This is a genomic window from Citrobacter sp. A316 (assembly GCF_002042945.1).
Taxonomy (GTDB): Bacteria; Pseudomonadota; Gammaproteobacteria; order Enterobacterales; family Enterobacteriaceae; genus Citrobacter; species Citrobacter portucalensis.
Genome location: NZ_MVFZ01000002.1, coordinates 210,378 through 227,075, shown reverse-complemented (window position 1 = coordinate 227,075; position 16,698 = coordinate 210,378). Strand labels below are relative to the sequence as shown.

Sequence of the window (16,698 nt, the reverse complement as noted above, 5' to 3'; positions counted from 1 at the left end):
ATAGCGTCAGATTAGTGCGTTTCACCGATCGGCAGGATGGTACGGCCAAACTGTTCGTTCAGCACTTCACCCATCGCCAGGTAAATGGCGCTTGCGCCACACACTAAGCCAATCCAGCCAGCAACGTGAATGATCGCTTCGTTACCTGCAATGTTGCCAACCGCCAGCAGTGCGAACAGCACTGTCAGGCTCAGGAAGACAAACTGCAACGCGCGGTTAGCTTTCAGCGTGCCGAAGAACATGAACAGTGTGAACACGCCCCACAGACCCAGGTACACGCCCAGGAACTGACCATTGGTTGCATCCGCCAGGCCCATTTTCGGCATGATCAGGATTGCAACCAGCGTCAGCCAGAACGAACCGTAGGAGGTAAAGGCGGTTAAACCGAAGGTGTTGCCTTTTTTATATTCCAGCAGACCGGCAAAAATTTGCGCGATTCCGCCGTAGAAAATGCCCATCGCCAGAATAATAACGTCAAAGGCGAAGAAACCCGCGTTGTGCAGGTTAAGCAGAATGGTGGTCATGCCAAAGCCCATCAGGCCCAGCGGTGCCGGATTAGCCAACTTAGTGTTGCCCATAATTCCTCAAAATCATCATTGATTGAATGGTGAAATAGTTTCCCCAAATAACGATCACTGTCTTTGGGGCGCGGCATGATAATCAGGGGAGAGGGCACTGTCTATGATCTAACGAAGGGAAAATGAAATATTTTCCCTGTGATGGGCATCACGCTTGCGCGTGGTTGATCATTCTGCGCAGACAGGCGATTTGTAGTACCACCGGGATCGTCACGCGATAGGCGCTGCCGCTCACCGCTTTAACCCCGTTTACTGCGGCGCCGACCGGGCCGCCAAGTCCGGCTCCACGCAGCAATCCGTGCCCGATGACGCTTACGGCGGCGTGTGTGCGTAGGATCTTGCTAAGCTGGCTGGAGAGCAGGTGAGATACACCTGTTGCCAGATGACGATCCTGCATTAATAGCGGCAAAAGTTCTTCCAGCTCAGAGACTTTTGCATCAACCGCCTGCAAAAAGGCCTGTTTATGCTCCGCATCCATTTTTTGCCAGGCATTACGTAAAAAGTGTTCCAGCAGATATTGTTCGATTTCGAACGTGGACATCTCTTTGTCGGCTTTAAGCTTCAGGCGCTTCGAAACATCAAGCAAAATCGCCCGATACAGTTTTCCATGCCCACGGAGTTTATTGGCAATGCTGTCGCCACCATAATGCTGAAGCTCACCGGCAATCAACTGCCAGTTACGGCGGTGCTGCTCCGGGTGTCCTTCCATCGATTTAAATAATTCGTTGTGGCTCAGTACGCTCGACAGACGGGCTTTCCCTTTTTCATTATGCGTAAGCAGGCGGGTAATATTGGCGAGTTGCTCCTCACTACAATGCTGAAGAAAGTCGAGATCGTCGTCATTCAAATACGTGACATTCATGTTTTCTATGGCTTCTGAATAAAAATGAGTGAAATTAGTCGTCGCCAATAACTTTCAGCGTTGCCATATCAGAGGAGTTTTCCGACTGGCCTGAGAAGGTGATTTTGGACACGCAGCGTTTATTGTCGTTATCGCTATTAATATTGATCCAGTTGGTCGTTTGTCCCTCTTTAATGGATGACGGGACGTTCAGGCTTTGGCTGGAAGTGCGTACTGCTTTGAAGTAGACGGATGCGCCGTTAAGTTTAATATCGCCGCGATCGGCGGTGAGCTGAATGCGTTTTACAACCCGGCAAACGGGAATTCTCAGCGTGAGATCGTTGGTTGCGTTGCGGGGCATCGCAATCATACCCAGAACTTTATGATCGTTAGCGTGCGCGGCGCTGCTCAGCAGCAGGCCCATAAGCAGGCTGGTGGAAAGGGTTAACACGGATTTCATGGAATTTCTCTTTGACGGCTGCAAAAGTGCGTAACTTCAGACCATCTTACCGCCGTCGGAGAAACGATTCATGCTCGTAATCTTTTCTTTTTATTACAATTTTCTTATGAATGACCTTGCTTGTTTTGATTTGCCTTGTGAATTAATTTTGGTTTGGGACTATTCATTTTTTAATCTTTTAGCCTTTTTTCTGTGATTTTATTGCCACAAGGCTAAAAAAAATTTTCATGCCCCCCTTGATGACGTGGGTTACGACCCCATCTTGTAGACAACCGCAGTGGTGAGTCTGAAAAAAAACGATTCAGGGTAGTTGAAACCGCACGTTTCGCCCTTATTACAGATTCACAACCACATGATGACCGAATTTTTAGTGGAGACGTTTAGATGGGTAAAATTATTGGTATCGACCTGGGTACTACCAACTCTTGTGTAGCGATTATGGATGGCACTACTGCACGTGTGCTCGAGAACGCCGAGGGCGATCGCACCACGCCTTCTATCATTGCTTATACCCAGGATGGTGAAACTCTGGTTGGTCAGCCGGCTAAACGTCAGGCAGTGACAAACCCGCAAAACACCCTGTTTGCGATTAAACGCCTGATTGGCCGCCGCTTCCAGGACGAAGAAGTACAGCGTGATGAAGCCATCATGCCGTACAAAATCATCGGTGCTGACAACGGTGATGCATGGATTGACGTAAAAGGTCAGAAAATGGCACCGCCGCAGATTTCTGCTGAAGTGCTGAAAAAAATGAAGAAAACGGCTGAAGATTACCTGGGCGAACCGGTAACTGAAGCGGTTATCACCGTACCTGCATACTTCAACGATGCTCAGCGTCAGGCAACCAAAGATGCTGGCCGTATCGCAGGTCTGGAAGTAAAACGTATCATCAACGAACCGACCGCAGCGGCACTGGCTTACGGTCTGGATAAAGAAGTCGGCAACCGTACTATCGCGGTTTATGACCTCGGTGGTGGTACTTTCGATATCTCTATTATCGAAATCGACGAAGTTGACGGCGAAAAAACCTTCGAAGTTCTGGCAACCAACGGTGATACCCACCTGGGTGGTGAAGACTTCGACAGCCGTATGATCAACTACCTGGTTGACGAATTTAAGAAAGATCAGGGTATCGATCTGCGTAATGACCCGCTGGCGATGCAGCGTCTGAAAGAAGCCGCTGAGAAAGCGAAGATCGAACTGTCTTCCGCTCAGCAGACCGACGTGAACCTGCCGTACATTACTGCAGACGCGACTGGTCCTAAACACATGAACATCAAAGTGACCCGTGCGAAACTGGAAAGCCTGGTTGAAGACCTGGTTAACCGTTCTATCGAGCCGCTGAAAGTTGCTCTGCAGGATGCTGGTCTGTCTGTTTCCGACGTTCAGGACGTTATCCTGGTCGGTGGTCAGACTCGTATGCCGATGGTACAGAAGAAAGTTGCTGAGTTCTTCGGTAAAGAGCCGCGTAAAGACGTTAACCCGGACGAAGCAGTGGCAATCGGTGCTGCCGTTCAGGGTGGTGTATTGACCGGTGATGTGAAAGACGTGCTGCTGCTGGACGTTACCCCGCTGTCTCTGGGTATCGAAACCATGGGTGGCGTGATGACTCCACTGATCGCGAAAAACACCACTATCCCGACCAAGCACAGCCAGGTGTTCTCTACCGCTGAAGACAACCAGTCTGCGGTAACCATCCACGTGCTGCAGGGTGAACGTAAACGCGCCGCTGATAACAAAGATCTGGGTCAGTTTAACCTGGATGGTATCAGCCCGGCTCCGCGCGGTATGCCGCAGATCGAAGTTACTTTTGACATCGATGCCGACGGTATCCTGCACGTTTCCGCGAAAGACAAAAACAGCGGTAAAGAGCAGAAGATCACCATCAAGGCTTCTTCTGGTCTGAACGAAGAAGAAATTCAGAAAATGGTTCGCGAAGCAGAAGCAAACGCAGAATCTGACCGTAAGTTTGAAGAGCTGGTTCAGACCCGTAACCAGGGTGACCATCTGCTGCACAGCACTCGCAAGCAGGTTGAAGAAGCAGGCGACAAACTGCCAGCTGACGACAAAACTGCCATCGAGTCTGCACTGACCGCGCTGGAAACTTCTCTGAAAGGCGAAGACAAAGCGGATATCGAAGCGAAAATGCAGGCGCTGGCACAGGTTTCCCAGAAACTGATGGAAATCGCTCAGCAGCAGCACGCACAGCAGCAGGCTGGTGCAGCAGGCGCTGATGCTTCTGCAAACAACGCGAAAGATGACGACGTTGTCGACGCCGAGTTTGAAGAAGTGAAAGACAAAAAATAATCGCCCTTTGAACGGGTAATTACTGGCACGGGCGAAGAGGTTTCCTCTCCGCCCGTGCACGCATGTTAGGGGCAGATAAAAAGAGATGGCTAAGCAAGACTATTACGAGATTTTAGGCGTTTCCAAATCAGCGGAAGAGCGTGAAATCAAAAAGGCCTACAAGCGCCTGGCCATGAAATTTCACCCGGATCGCAACCAGGGTGATAAAGAGGCCGAAGCCAAGTTTAAAGAGATTAAAGAAGCGTACGAGATCCTGACCGATGCGCAAAAACGTGCGGCTTACGATCAGTACGGTCATGCAGCGTTTGAGCAAGGCGGCATGGGCGGCGGCGGCGGTTTTGGCGGCGGGGCTGACTTCAGCGATATCTTTGGTGACGTGTTTGGCGATATCTTTGGCGGCGGTCGTGGTCGTCAGCGCGCCTCACGTGGTGCTGATTTACGTTACAACATGGATCTCACTCTGGAAGAAGCCGTGCGTGGCGTCACCAAAGAGATCCGTATTCCTACGCTGGAAGAGTGTGACGTCTGCCACGGCAGCGGTGCGAAGGCAGGCACTCAGCCGCAGACCTGTCCAACCTGTCACGGTTCTGGTCAGGTACAGATGCGTCAGGGCTTTTTTGCCGTACAACAGACTTGTCCACACTGTCAGGGCCGCGGTACGCTGATCAAAGATCCGTGCAACAAATGCCACGGTCATGGTCGCGTTGAGAAAAGCAAAACGCTGTCCGTTAAGATCCCGGCAGGGGTTGATACCGGCGACCGTATTCGTTTAGCGGGCGAAGGTGAAGCCGGTGAACATGGTGCGCCAGCAGGTGATTTGTACGTTCAGGTGCAGGTAAAACAGCACCCAATTTTCGAACGTGAAGGCAATAACCTGTACTGCGAAGTACCGATTAACTTTGCGATGGCTGCGCTGGGCGGCGAGATTGAAGTCCCGACGCTGGACGGTCGTGTGAAGTTAAAAATTCCGGGCGAAACGCAAACTGGCAAACTTTTCCGCATGCGTGGAAAGGGCGTCAAGTCTGTACGCGGTGGCGCTCAGGGCGACCTGCTGTGCCGCGTGGTAGTTGAAACCCCAGTGGGCCTGAACGACAAGCAGAAGCAACTGCTCAAAGATCTGCAGGACAGCTTTGGCGGCCCGACCGGCGAACAAAACAGTCCGCGCTCCAAAAGTTTCTTCGACGGTGTGAAGAAGTTCTTTGACGATCTGACGCGCTAATTCGCAGTTTTATCTCGAATAAAAAGCCTGGGACTGAAAAGTTTCAGGCTTTTTTATTTCTGTTTTCGGTTCGGAAAATCTTTATCGACTTTAACTGAATGACTCGTAAAAACCGATCTATCCATCATGAATAATCTAATTTTAACGAGCTTTTTGAGGGTGTAAGATAGTATTTACGAAGTATTCACCCAATAGAGAGAATAAAAGTGAAACATCTGCATCGTTTTTTTAGTAGCGACGCCTCGGGGGGCATCATTCTGATCATCGCTGCCGTGGTTGCTATGCTGATGGCAAATATCGGGGTAACCAGTGGATGGTACCACGCCTTTTTGGAAACGCCTGTTCAACTGCGGGTTGGCGCGCTTGAGATCAACAAAAATATGCTGCTGTGGATCAACGACGCGTTGATGGCGGTGTTCTTCCTGTTGATTGGTCTGGAAGTAAAGCGCGAGTTAATGCAAGGTTCGCTGGCCAGTCTGCGTCAGGCGGCGTTCCCGATCATTGCTGCTATCGGAGGCATGATTGTCCCGGCATTGCTGTACCTGGCATTCAACTATGCCGATCCCATCACCCGTGAAGGGTGGGCGATCCCGGCGGCAACGGACATCGCTTTTGCATTAGGCGTGCTGGCGCTGTTGGGCAGCCGCGTTCCGCTGGCGTTGAAAATCTTCCTGATGGCGCTGGCGATTATTGATGACCTCGGCGCTATCGTCATCATCGCACTGTTCTATACCAGCGATCTCTCGCTGCTGTCGCTGGGCGTTGCTGCGTGCGCGATCCTCGTTCTGGCGGCATTGAATCTGTGCGGTGTAAGACGCACCGGTATTTATATTCTGGTCGGCGTGGTGCTGTGGACTGCCGTATTGAAGTCGGGCGTGCATGCGACGCTGGCGGGGGTGATCGTGGGCTTCTTCATTCCGTTGAAGGAAAAACACGGGCGTTCACCGGCGAAGCGACTGGAGCATGTTCTGCATCCGTGGGTGGCATACCTTATCCTGCCGCTGTTTGCCTTCGCCAACGCGGGCGTTTCACTGCAGGGCGTCACTATTGATGGACTGACCTCGATATTACCGCTGGGGATCATTGCGGGTTTGTTGATCGGTAAGCCGTTGGGTATCAGTCTGTTTTGCTGGCTGGCGTTACGCCTCAAGGTGGCGCAATTGCCAGAGGGAACGAATTTCCAGCAGATTATGGCGGTCGGCATTCTGTGCGGCATTGGCTTTACGATGTCGATTTTTATCGCCAGCCTGGCGTTTGGCAACGTCGATCCTGAGCTGATTAACTGGGCGAAACTGGGGATCCTGATTGGCTCCTTACTGTCGGCGGTTATTGGTTACAGCTGGTTACGCACCCGGTTGAACGCGTCAGCCTGACGGGTAGCCCTTTCGTGACAATTTTCAGGGAGAGAGTATGTCTCATATAAATTACAACCACCTGTACTACTTTTGGCATGTCTATAAAGAAGGTTCGGTGGTTGGTGCAGCAGAAGCGCTTTATCTGACACCGCAGACCATTACCGGGCAGATTAAAGCGCTTGAGGAACGCTTGCAGGGAAAGCTGTTCAAGCGCAAGGGGCGTGGGCTGGAGCCCAGTGAGTTAGGCGAATTGGTTTTTCGTTATGCGGATAAGATGTTCACCTTAAGCCAGGAAATGCTGGATATCGTGAACTACCGCAAAGAGTCTAATTTGCTGTTCGATGTTGGCGTGGCGGATGCATTATCGAAGCAACTGGTCAGTAGCGTACTGGATGCCGCTGTGGTTGAAGATGAACAAATCCATCTGCGTTGTTTTGAGTCAACGCACGAGATGCTGTTGGATCAACTCAGCCAGCATAAGCTGGATATGATTATCTCCGACTGTCCGATTGATTCAACGCAGCAGGAAGGGTTGTTCTCAGTGCGGATAGGCGAATGCAGCGTGAGTTTTTGGTGCACCAAACCGCTGCCTGAGAAACCATTCCCGGCCTGTCTTGAAGAGCGTCGATTGCTGATCCCAGGGCGCCGTTCGATGCTCGGACGTAAGCTGCTGAATTGGATTAACTCACAAGGATTGAATGTCGAAATCCTCGGCGAGTTTGATGACGCTGCGCTGATGAAAGCGTTTGGGGCAACGCATAACGCCATTTTCGTTGCGCCTACGCTGTATTCGCACAATTTCTATGCCGATGATTCTATTGTTGAAATTGGACGCGTAGAGAATGTGATGGAGGAGTATCACGCCATATTTGCGGAAAGGATGATCCAGCATCCGGCGGTGCAGCGTATCTGCAATGCGGACTACTCGGCGCTCTTTACGCCAACGAACAAATGACAGACATAAAAAAACCCGCTTGCGCGGGTTTTTTCACAAAGCGACAACAAGCAGGCGATTAAGCCAGTTTGTTGATCTGTGCAGTCAGGTTTGCTTTATGACGTGCAGCTTTGTTTTTGTGGATCAGACCTTTAGCAGCCTGACGGTCCACGATTGGTTGCATTTCGTTAAATGCTTTCAGTGCAGTAGCTTTGTCGCCAGCTTCGATAGCTGCGTATACTTTCTTGATGAAAGTACGCATCATAGAGCGACGGCTAGCGTTGTGCTTGCGGGCCTTTTCAGACTGAACGGCGCGCTTCTTAGCTGATTTGATATTAGCCAAGGTCCAACTCCCAAATGTGTTCTATATGGACAATTCAAAGGCCGAGGAATATGCCCTTTTAGCCTTCTTTTGTCAATGGATTTGTGCAAATAAGCGCCGTTTAAATTACAGCACTCGTTGCGTAGTGATGGCGCAGGATTCTACCAGCTTGCGTGCTGTGAATACAGCTTTTCGACGAGAAAAATTGCATTGGCGTGCCCGTGGAGGTCTGCAATTTGTTTCATAACAATGAAAACAATCCTCTTTCTGTTTCGTAGAAACAATCGCCGGTTAACGTTGACCGCGGTACAGGGTATACTTTCACGATTTTCACTGTTTTGAGCCAGACATGAAGCTGATACGAGGCATACATAATCTCAGTCAGGCCCCGCATGGGTGTGTGCTGACTATTGGTAATTTCGACGGCGTGCACCGTGGCCACCGTGCGTTGCTGCAAGGCTTACGGGAAGAAGGGCGCAAACGCAATTTACCGGTGGTGGTGATGATTTTCGAACCACAGCCGCTGGAACTGTTTGCGACGGAGAAGTCACCTGCGCGCCTTACCCGCCTGCGGGAAAAACTGCGTTATCTGGCGGAATGCGGCGTGGACTACGTGCTGTGCGTGCGTTTTGACAGGCGCTTTGCGGCATTAACGGCGCAGACCTTCATCAGCGATCTGCTGGTTAAGCGCCTTGGTGTACAATTTCTTGCCGTTGGCGATGATTTCCGCTTTGGCGCTAGCCGTGCGGGCGATTTCTTGTTATTACAGGAAGCGGGCGCTGAGTATGGTTTTGATATCACCAGCACCCAAACCTTCTGCGAAGGCGGTGTGCGCATTAGCAGCACCGCGGTACGTCAGGCGTTGGCAGAAGATAACCTGCAACTGGCCGAAAGCCTGCTTGGGCATCCTTTTACTATCTCAGGACGTGTCGTTCACGGTGATGAATTAGGGCGCACCATCGGTTTTCCGACGGCAAACTTACCGTTGCGTCGCCAGGTTTCTCCGGTGAAAGGGGTTTATGCGGTTGAAGTGATGGGGCTGGGTGACAAACCGTTGCCCGGCGTCGCCAACATCGGCACCCGCCCGACGGTAGCAGGCGTACGCCAGCAGTTGGAAGTGCATCTATTGGACGTTGTAATGGACCTGTATGGTCGCCATATAGATGTAGTACTGCGTAAAAAAATACGCAGCGAACAGCGATTTGCCTCGCTGGATGAGCTAAAAGCGCAGATTGCGCGTGATGAGTTGACTGCCCGTGAATTTTTTGGGCTAACAAAACCGGCTTAATGCCTATACGAGTTTTAAATACGGAACCGAGAATCTGATGAGTGACTATAAATCAACCCTGAATTTGCCGGAAACAGGGTTCCCGATGCGCGGCGATCTCGCCAAGCGCGAACCGGGAATGCTGGCGCGTTGGACTGATGATGACCTGTACGGCATCATTCGTGCGGCCAAAAAAGGCAAAAAAACCTTCATTCTGCATGATGGCCCTCCTTATGCGAATGGCAGCATTCATATTGGTCACTCGGTTAACAAGATTCTGAAAGACATTATCGTGAAGTCCAAAGGACTCACGGGCTATGACTCGCCTTACGTTCCGGGCTGGGACTGCCATGGTCTGCCGATCGAGCTGAAAGTGGAGCAGGAATACGGCAAGCCGGGCGAGAAGTTCACCGCCGCTGAGTTCCGTGCCAAGTGCCGCGAATACGCAGCGACCCAGGTTGACGGTCAGCGTAAAGACTTTATCCGTCTTGGCGTGCTGGGCGACTGGTCGCATCCGTACCTGACTATGGACTTCAAAACCGAAGCCAACATCATTCGTGCGCTGGGTAAAATCATCGGCAACGGTCACCTGCACAAAGGTGCGAAGCCGGTGCACTGGTGCGTTGACTGCCGTTCCGCGCTGGCGGAAGCGGAAGTTGAGTATTATGACAAAACCTCCCCATCCATCGACGTAGCGTTCCACGCTGCCGATCAGGATGCGGTGAAAGCGAAATTTGGCGTTTCTGACGTCAACGGTCCGATCTCTCTGGTTATCTGGACCACTACCCCGTGGACGTTACCGGCGAACCGCGCAATCTCTCTGGCACCTGATTTTGACTATGCGCTGGTGCAGATTGACGGCCAGGCTGTGATTCTGGCGAAAGATCTGGTTGAAAGCGTCATGCAGCGTATTGGCGCGGCTGAATACACCATTCTCGGCACCGTTAAAGGCGCAGAGCTGGAACTGCTGCGCTTTACTCACCCATTCATGGGCTTTGACGTGCCGGCTATCCTTGGCGATCACGTTACGCTGGACGCGGGTACCGGTGCGGTCCATACCGCTGGTGGCCACGGTCCGGATGACTACGTCATCAGCCAGAAGTACGGTCTGGAAATCGCTAATCCGGTTGGTCCGGACGGCGCATACCTGGCGGGTACCTATCCGGATCTGGACGGCGTGAACGTCTTTAAAGCCAACGACAAAATCGTTGCGCTGCTGAGCGAAAAAGGCGCGCTGCTGCATGTTGAGAAGATGCAGCACAGCTACCCATGCTGCTGGCGTCACAAGTCACCGATCATCTTCCGTGCGACCCCACAGTGGTTCGTCAGCATGGATCAGAAAGGCCTGCGCGCGCAGTCGCTGAAAGAGATCAAAGGCGTGCAGTGGATCCCGGACTGGGGCCAGGCGCGTATTGAATCGATGGTTGCCAACCGTCCTGACTGGTGTATCTCCCGTCAGCGTACATGGGGTGTGCCGATGTCTCTGTTTGTTCACAAAGACACCGAAGAGCTGCATCCGCGCGCTATCGAACTGATGGAAGAAGTCGCCAAGCGCGTTGAAGTTGACGGCATCCAGGCATGGTGGGATCTCGATCCGAAAGATATCCTCGGCGACGAAGCTGACCAGTATGTCAAAGTCCCGGATACGCTGGACGTGTGGTTCGACTCCGGTTCAACCCACTCATCCGTCGTGGACGTGCGTCCTGAGTTTGCGGGTCATGCGGCAGATATGTATCTGGAAGGTTCTGACCAGCACCGTGGCTGGTTCATGTCTTCCCTGATGATCTCCACCGCCATGAAAGGCAAAGCACCTTATCGCCAGGTACTGACCCACGGTTTCACCGTAGATGGTCAGGGCCGTAAGATGTCCAAATCTATCGGTAACACCGTTTCTCCGCAGGACGTGATGAACAAACTGGGCGCGGATATTCTGCGTCTGTGGGTTGCTTCTACCGACTATACTGGCGAAATGGCCGTTTCTGACGAAATCCTGAAACGTGCTGCCGACAGCTATCGTCGTATCCGTAACACCGCGCGCTTCCTGCTGGCGAACCTGAACGGGTTCGATCCAGTGAAAGACATGGTGAAACCGGAAGATATGGTGGTGCTGGATCGTTGGGCGGTAGGTTGTGCGCAAGCGGCACAGGAAGAGATCCTGAAAGCTTACGAAGCCTATGATTTCCACGAAGTGGTACAACGCCTGATGCGCTTCTGCTCCGTAGAAATGGGCTCGTTCTACCTCGACATCATCAAAGACCGTCAGTACACCGCGAAAGCGGACAGCGTGGCGCGTCGTAGCTGCCAGACTGCGCTGTTCCATATCGCTGAAGCGCTGGTTCGCTGGATGGCGCCAATCATGTCCTTCACCGCCGATGAAATCTGGGGCTACCTGCCGGGCGATCGTGAGAAGTACGTCTTTACCGGTGAATGGTACGAAGGTCTGTTTGGCTTAGGCGAAACCGAAGCGATGAACGATGCCTACTGGGACGAGCTGCTGAAAGTGCGCGGCGAAGTGAACAAGGTTATCGAGCAGGCGCGTGCGGATAAGAAAGTCGGCGGTTCTCTGGAAGCGGCAGTGACCCTGTACGCTGAACCTGAACTGGCGGCAAAACTGACCGCGCTGGGCGAAGAGTTGCGCTTTGTTCTGCTGACCTCCGGTGCGACGGTTGCGGATTATGCAGCGGCTCCTGCTGATGCTCAGCAGAGCGAACTGCTCAAAGGTCTGAAAATCGTACTGAGCAAGGCCGAAGGTGAGAAATGCCCGCGCTGCTGGCATTACACTACCGACGTCGGCAAGGTGGCGGAACATGCAGATATCTGCGGACGCTGTGTCAGCAACATCGCCGGTGATGGCGAACAACGTAAGTTTGCCTGATGAGTAAGCCTCTTTGTTCAACAGGACTACGCTGGCTGTGGCTGGTGGTAGTCGTGCTGATTATCGATTTAGGCAGCAAATACCTGATCCTCCAGAACTTTGCTCTGGGGGATACGGTGTCGCTGTTTCCGTCGCTTAATCTGCACTACGCGCGTAACTACGGTGCGGCGTTTAGCTTCTTAGCTGACAGCGGTGGCTGGCAACGTTGGTTCTTTGCCGGCATCGCCATCGGTATTTGCGTCATCCTGATGGTGATGATGTATCGCTCGAAGGCGACGCAGAAGCTGAACAACATCGCGTATGCATTAATCATTGGCGGCGCGCTGGGCAACCTGTTCGACCGCCTGTGGCACGGCTTCGTGGTTGATATGATTGACTTTTACGTCGGTGACTGGCATTTCGCGACCTTCAATCTGGCCGATACAGCTATCTGTATCGGGGCGGCATTGATTGTCCTCGAAGGCTTCTTACCGTCGAAAGAGAAAAAAGCCGCATAAAAAAATGCCGGATGGCGCTATGCTAATCCGGCCTACAATATACTGCGATCCTTGTAGGTCCGGTAAGCGTAGCGCCACCGGGCAAACAGGCGGCAGCAATTTTAAAGAGCAACCTGCATGTCTAAATCAGTACAGAGTAACAGTGCGGTGCTGGTGCACTTCACCCTTAAGCTCGACGATGGCTCCACCGCAGAGTCAACCCGCAATAACGGCAAGCCTGCGCTGTTTCGCCTGGGCGACGGTTCTCTGTCTGAAGGACTGGAACAACACCTGCTGGGGCTAAAAGAAGGTGATAAAACCACTTTTGCTCTGGAACCGGATGCCGCCTTTGGCGTGTCAAGCCCGGACTTAATTCAGTATTTCTCGCGTCGGGAATTTATGGACGCGGGCGAGCCAGAAATTGGCGCTATCATGCTCTTTACCGCAATGGACGGCAGTGAGATGCCTGGCGTGATCCGCGAAATCAACGGTGACTCGATCACGGTTGATTTCAACCATCCGCTGGCCGGGCATACCGTTCATTTTGATATTGAAGTGCTGGAAGTCGAACCGGCACTGGAGGCGTAAAATGCAGATCCTGTTGGCCAACCCGCGCGGTTTTTGCGCTGGCGTAGACCGCGCTATCAGCATTGTGGAAAACGCGCTGGCTATTTATGGCGCGCCGATTTATGTCCGTCACGAGGTGGTGCATAACCGCTATGTGGTGGATAGCCTGCGCGAGCGCGGCGCTATTTTTATCGAGCAAATCAGCGAAGTGCCGGATGGCGCGATCCTGATTTTCTCCGCTCATGGCGTGTCTCAGGCGGTGCGTAACGAAGCCAAAGGCCGTGATCTCACGGTTTTTGATGCGACCTGCCCGCTGGTCACGAAAGTGCATATGGAAGTTGCCCGCGCCAGCCGTCGTGGCGAAGAATCCATTTTGATTGGTCACGCCGGGCACCCGGAAGTCGAAGGCACGATGGGCCAGTACAGCAACCCGCAAGGGGGAATGTATCTGGTTGAATCACCAGATGATGTGCTGAAACTGAATGTGAAAAATGAAGGCAAATTATCCTTCATGACGCAGACAACGCTTTCCGTTGACGACACTTCTGACGTTATTGATGCTCTGCGTCAACGTTTCCCGAAAATTGTCGGGCCGCGCAAAGACGATATCTGTTATGCCACCACCAACCGTCAGGAAGCGGTTCGCGCGCTGGCGGAACAGGCTGATGTTGTGCTGGTGGTCGGCTCGAAGAACTCCTCTAACTCCAACCGTCTGGCTGAACTGGCCCAGCGAATGGGGAAAGCGGCGTATTTGATTGACGATGCGACCGACATCCAGGAAGCGTGGGTGAAAGAGGCGCAGTGCGTAGGCGTGACGGCCGGAGCCTCGGCGCCGGATATCCTGGTGCAAAACGTGATTGCTCGCCTGCAGGAGCTTGGCGGTGGGGAAGCTATTCCGCTGGAAGGCCGCGAAGAGAACATCGTTTTCGAAGTGCCGAAAGAGCTGCGTGTGGATGTTCGTGAAGTAGAGTAAGTCTTTCCGGTTACGATTATGAGAAGATGCCAGACTTAACGTCTGGCATTTTTTTATGGAGAAACCATGCGCTTACCGATCATTCTTGATACCGATCCCGGCATTGATGATGCCGCCGCCATTGCCGCCGCGCTGTTTGCCCCTGAGCTGGATCTGCAACTGATGACCACGGTAGCAGGCAATGTGTCGGTGGAAAAAACCACTCGCAATGCGTTGCAACTGCTGCACTTCTGGAATGCGGATGTTCCACTGGCGCAGGGAGCATCGATGCCGCTGGTGCGGCCGCTGCGTGATGCCGCTTCCGTGCACGGCGAGTCTGGTATGGAAGGGTATGAATTTGTCGAACACGACCGCCAGGCGATGGCAAAACCCGCCTTCCAGGCGATTCGCGATGCGCTGATGCATGCCCCGCAGCCCGTGACGTTGGTGGCGATTGGCCCGCTGACCAACATTGCGCTGCTGCTGACCCATTATCCTGAATGCGTATTTAACATTCACCGTCTGGTGATTATGGGCGGCTCTGCCGGGCGCGGGAACTTCACACCCAACGCCGAGTTTAATATTGCTATCGATCCCGAGGCCGCAGCGAAAGTCTTCCAGAGCGGGTTGGAGATTGTGATGTGTGGGCTGGATGTCACTAATCAGGCTATGCTCGCCCCGGACTATCTGGCGACGTTGCCTCAGCTTAACCAGACGGGAAAAATGCTGCACGCGCTGTTTAGCCATTACCGTAGCGGCAGTATGAATACGGGGCTGCGAATGCACGATCTGTGCGCCATTGCCTGGCTGGTGCGCCCGGAACTGTTTACCCTGCAGTCGTGTTTCGTGGCGGTTGAAACCCAGGGCCAATATACCTCGGGTACGACGGTGGTGGACATCGAAGGACGTTTGGGGCATCCGGCAAATGCGCAGGTTGCGCTGGGCCTGAACGTGGAAGGTTTCCAGCAGTGGGTGGCAGAGGTGCTGGCACTGGCCCCTTGAGGCTGTGATCCGGCCCGCAATATGCAGACAGAATTAGCAGGTTAATCGATTAATCTGCTAATCTGATCCTGTTGTTCTCCTCGGGCCGGAGACACATATGAACCTTTCTTTTATCCAGCCACCGCAGGTGGCGTGGGCAAGCGGCGCTTTGGCCGATGGCCCGTTATTGCGCAAATCTACCTGTATTCATGATCTTACTGACGTTTTTGCCGATGAAAACGCCCGTCAGCAATTGGCTGGCGAGCAGGTCGTGTATGACGTTGAGATGCTGGATACGTCTTCCGCTGAAGGTGAACTCTACACCGGCGTTACCCATCTTTATCCTGGCCGGGTCGGCTGCGAGTATTTTATGACCCGCGGGCATTTCCATGCGCGTCGCGAGCAGGGGGAAGTCTATTTTGGTCTGCGTGGCACCGGTTTGCTGCTGTTGCAAACCGAACAGGGCGACGCGAGGCTGGAAAAAGTATTCGCCGGATCCGTCCACATTATCCCGGGCTTTACCGCGCACCGGTTAATCAATACCGGGGAAGAGGTGCTGTCGGCGCTCGCCGTATGGCCGGGGATTGCGGGACATGATTATGCGGCGCTCACCAGGGGCTTCAGGATCAGAGTCTTTGAGGAAAATAAGAGGGTTCAGGCGAAGGAGGTACAGAATGGCTGACTTAGCGCATTCTTACGGCCTCGATATGACGGTTCATCATCACCCGCTTGGTTTTAGCTATGGGGATGAGGTTACCGGGCCGATGCCGGAAATTCGTCAACTCGATGACATCCGCGCCTCGCTGCGCGATCCGCACTGTGAAGGGCCGCAAGAGGTGTATGCCATTGCGATGGATGTGGCGCGAATGCAGGATCGCGAAGAGCTGAAAAAGCGGATGCTGTTATTTGGCGTGGTGACCTATGCGGCGGGACGGTTGGGGGAGGAGCCGGTACGTAGTCAGGGACATATTCATCGTATCAGCCAGCACAGCGGCTGGTCCCCGCCGGAGCTGTACGAAATCTGGCAGGGAAAAGCAATAATCTATATGCAGGAGTATGTTGAGGACGACCCGGGCCGCTGTTTTGCGGTAATCGCCGGACCCGGTGAGAAAGTGTTGGTACCGTCCGGCTGGGGGCATGCAACCATATCCGCAGATCCGGATGTCCCGTTAACCTTTGGCGCGTGGTGCGATCGTGAATATGGTTTTGAGTACGACGCCGTGCGCGCGCATAAAGGGTTGGCGTGGTACCCGTTACTGCAGGGAAACAACGTTATCTGGCAGCATAATCCGCGTTATATTCCCGGACGACTGCAGGCCATTACGCCCCGACAATATACGGAGTTCTCGATTACTTCCGCACCTGTTTACCAGCAGTTCATCGAGGACCCGGCGCGATTTCAATTTATCTCGCGCCCGGACAAGCATCCCGAGCTGTGGCAAAACTTTCACCCATAAAGAGCCGGGGCATAGCCCCGGTACTGATTTTGTCTGGCCTACAAACTGAAAAACGCGGCACAGTACAGTAGGCCGGATAAGCGTACGCGCCATCCGGCAAATGACAG

At 53.1% G+C, this 16,698-nt stretch carries 17 protein-coding genes; 13 read left to right on the top strand and 4 right to left on the bottom strand.

Annotated elements, in window-relative coordinates:
- Positions 1-11 precede the first annotated feature (11 nt).
- The 3 genes from satP to BZK41_RS03075 all read right to left on the bottom strand — a co-directional run bounded on the left by satP (position 12) and on the right by BZK41_RS03075 (position 1,879).
- Positions 12-578 carry an acetate uptake transporter gene (gene satP / locus BZK41_RS03085; protein WP_079937138.1) on the bottom strand — a complete coding sequence of 189 codons (567 nt, stop codon included), beginning with the start codon at positions 576-578 and terminating at the stop codon, positions 12-14.
- A 148-nt stretch (positions 579-726) separates the two neighbouring features.
- Entirely contained in the window at positions 727-1,440 is a 714-nt protein-coding gene (msyB, locus tag BZK41_RS03080; protein ID WP_079937137.1) for an acidic protein MsyB, read from the bottom strand.
- A gap of 34 nt (positions 1,441-1,474) precedes the next feature.
- Entirely contained in the window at positions 1,475-1,879 is a 405-nt protein-coding gene (locus tag BZK41_RS03075) for a DUF2541 family protein (RefSeq protein ID WP_079937136.1), read from the bottom strand.
- 384 nt (positions 1,880-2,263) lie between these two features.
- Between BZK41_RS03075 and dnaK the strand changes: the two genes are divergently transcribed.
- The 4 genes from dnaK (at position 2,264) to nhaR (ending at position 7,715) form a co-directional block, all read left to right on the top strand.
- Positions 2,264-4,186 (top strand): molecular chaperone DnaK, encoded by a 1,923-nt coding sequence (dnaK, locus tag BZK41_RS03070; protein ID WP_003829739.1) that lies wholly within the window; start codon positions 2,264-2,266, stop codon positions 4,184-4,186.
- An 85-nt stretch (positions 4,187-4,271) separates the two neighbouring features.
- The gene (gene dnaJ, locus BZK41_RS03065) at positions 4,272-5,405 is read left to right on the top strand and encodes a molecular chaperone DnaJ (RefSeq protein ID WP_003829737.1); all 1,134 of its coding nucleotides are present in this window, start codon (positions 4,272-4,274) and stop codon (positions 5,403-5,405) included.
- Positions 5,406-5,611: 206 nt separating this feature from the next.
- The gene (gene nhaA, locus BZK41_RS03060; RefSeq protein ID WP_079937135.1) at positions 5,612-6,778 is read left to right on the top strand and encodes a Na+/H+ antiporter NhaA; all 1,167 of its coding nucleotides are present in this window, start codon (positions 5,612-5,614) and stop codon (positions 6,776-6,778) included.
- A gap of 37 nt (positions 6,779-6,815) precedes the next feature.
- Complete coding sequence (nhaR, locus tag BZK41_RS03055; RefSeq protein WP_003829732.1) at positions 6,816-7,715, top strand: transcriptional activator NhaR; 900 nt, start codon at positions 6,816-6,818, stop codon at positions 7,713-7,715.
- 58 nt (positions 7,716-7,773) lie between these two features.
- Here the strand turns inward: nhaR and rpsT are convergent, their stop codons facing one another.
- On the bottom strand, positions 7,774-8,037 hold the full coding sequence (gene rpsT / locus BZK41_RS03050) for a 30S ribosomal protein S20 (RefSeq protein WP_003018940.1): 264 nt from the start codon (positions 8,035-8,037) through the stop codon (positions 7,774-7,776).
- A 117-nt stretch (positions 8,038-8,154) separates the two neighbouring features.
- On the opposite strand from rpsT, the gene BZK41_RS27460 reads away from it, so the two are divergent.
- From BZK41_RS27460 to BZK41_RS03005, 9 genes are all read left to right on the top strand, one after another.
- Positions 8,155-8,358, top strand: coding sequence for a DUF2575 family protein (locus tag BZK41_RS27460; RefSeq protein WP_079937267.1), 204 nt, complete (start codon positions 8,155-8,157; stop codon positions 8,356-8,358).
- A 7-nt stretch (positions 8,359-8,365) separates the two neighbouring features.
- Positions 8,366-9,304, top strand: coding sequence for a bifunctional riboflavin kinase/FAD synthetase (gene ribF / locus BZK41_RS03040; RefSeq protein WP_079937134.1), 939 nt, complete (start codon positions 8,366-8,368; stop codon positions 9,302-9,304).
- Positions 9,305-9,341: 37 nt separating this feature from the next.
- Positions 9,342-12,158 (top strand): isoleucine--tRNA ligase, encoded by a 2,817-nt coding sequence (gene ileS / locus BZK41_RS03035; protein WP_079937133.1) that lies wholly within the window; start codon positions 9,342-9,344, stop codon positions 12,156-12,158.
- A complete protein-coding gene (lspA, locus tag BZK41_RS03030; protein WP_003018932.1) occupies positions 12,158-12,655 on the top strand; it encodes a signal peptidase II in 498 nt (165 codons plus the stop codon). The genes ileS and lspA overlap by 1 nt, the downstream gene beginning before the upstream one ends.
- Before the next feature lie 117 nt (positions 12,656-12,772).
- Entirely contained in the window at positions 12,773-13,222 is a 450-nt protein-coding gene (gene fkpB, locus BZK41_RS03025) for an FKBP-type peptidyl-prolyl cis-trans isomerase (protein WP_003018929.1), read from the top strand.
- Between the two features lies 1 nt (position 13,223).
- Positions 13,224-14,174: a 4-hydroxy-3-methylbut-2-enyl diphosphate reductase gene (ispH, locus tag BZK41_RS03020; protein ID WP_079937132.1), complete on the top strand. Its 951-nt coding sequence runs from the start codon at positions 13,224-13,226 to the stop codon at positions 14,172-14,174.
- A 66-nt stretch (positions 14,175-14,240) separates the two neighbouring features.
- Complete coding sequence (gene rihC, locus BZK41_RS03015) at positions 14,241-15,155, top strand: ribonucleoside hydrolase RihC (RefSeq protein ID WP_079937131.1); 915 nt, start codon at positions 14,241-14,243, stop codon at positions 15,153-15,155.
- 97 nt (positions 15,156-15,252) lie between these two features.
- Entirely contained in the window at positions 15,253-15,816 is a 564-nt protein-coding gene (locus BZK41_RS03010) for a glucose-6-phosphate isomerase family protein (RefSeq protein WP_079937130.1), read from the top strand.
- Positions 15,809-16,591 (top strand): glucose-6-phosphate isomerase family protein, encoded by a 783-nt coding sequence (locus BZK41_RS03005; RefSeq protein WP_079937129.1) that lies wholly within the window; start codon positions 15,809-15,811, stop codon positions 16,589-16,591. The genes BZK41_RS03010 and BZK41_RS03005 overlap by 8 nt, the downstream gene beginning before the upstream one ends.
- The last annotated feature ends 107 nt before the right edge of the window (positions 16,592-16,698 follow it).

What these genes read in the sequence shown, in the direction of transcription:
- satP (WP_079937138.1), bottom strand. Translation starts at nt 578, where the DNA reads ATGGGCAACACTAAGTTGGCTAATCCGGCACCGCTGGGCCTGATGGGC.
- msyB (WP_079937137.1), bottom strand. Translation starts at nt 1,440, where the DNA reads ATGAATGTCACGTATTTGAATGACGACGATCTCGACTTTCTTCAGCAT.
- BZK41_RS03075 (WP_079937136.1), bottom strand. Translation starts at nt 1,879, where the DNA reads ATGAAATCCGTGTTAACCCTTTCCACCAGCCTGCTTATGGGCCTGCTG.
- dnaK (WP_003829739.1), top strand. Translation starts at nt 2,264, where the DNA reads ATGGGTAAAATTATTGGTATCGACCTGGGTACTACCAACTCTTGTGTA.
- dnaJ (WP_003829737.1), top strand. Translation starts at nt 4,272, where the DNA reads ATGGCTAAGCAAGACTATTACGAGATTTTAGGCGTTTCCAAATCAGCG.
- nhaR (WP_003829732.1), top strand. Translation starts at nt 6,816, where the DNA reads ATGTCTCATATAAATTACAACCACCTGTACTACTTTTGGCATGTCTAT.
- ribF (WP_079937134.1), top strand. Translation starts at nt 8,366, where the DNA reads ATGAAGCTGATACGAGGCATACATAATCTCAGTCAGGCCCCGCATGGG.
- ileS (WP_079937133.1), top strand. Translation starts at nt 9,342, where the DNA reads ATGAGTGACTATAAATCAACCCTGAATTTGCCGGAAACAGGGTTCCCG.
- lspA (WP_003018932.1), top strand. Translation starts at nt 12,158, where the DNA reads ATGAGTAAGCCTCTTTGTTCAACAGGACTACGCTGGCTGTGGCTGGTG.
- fkpB (WP_003018929.1), top strand. Translation starts at nt 12,773, where the DNA reads ATGTCTAAATCAGTACAGAGTAACAGTGCGGTGCTGGTGCACTTCACC.
- ispH (WP_079937132.1), top strand. Translation starts at nt 13,224, where the DNA reads ATGCAGATCCTGTTGGCCAACCCGCGCGGTTTTTGCGCTGGCGTAGAC.
- rihC (WP_079937131.1), top strand. Translation starts at nt 14,241, where the DNA reads ATGCGCTTACCGATCATTCTTGATACCGATCCCGGCATTGATGATGCC.
- BZK41_RS03010 (WP_079937130.1), top strand. Translation starts at nt 15,253, where the DNA reads ATGAACCTTTCTTTTATCCAGCCACCGCAGGTGGCGTGGGCAAGCGGC.
- BZK41_RS03005 (WP_079937129.1), top strand. Translation starts at nt 15,809, where the DNA reads ATGGCTGACTTAGCGCATTCTTACGGCCTCGATATGACGGTTCATCAT.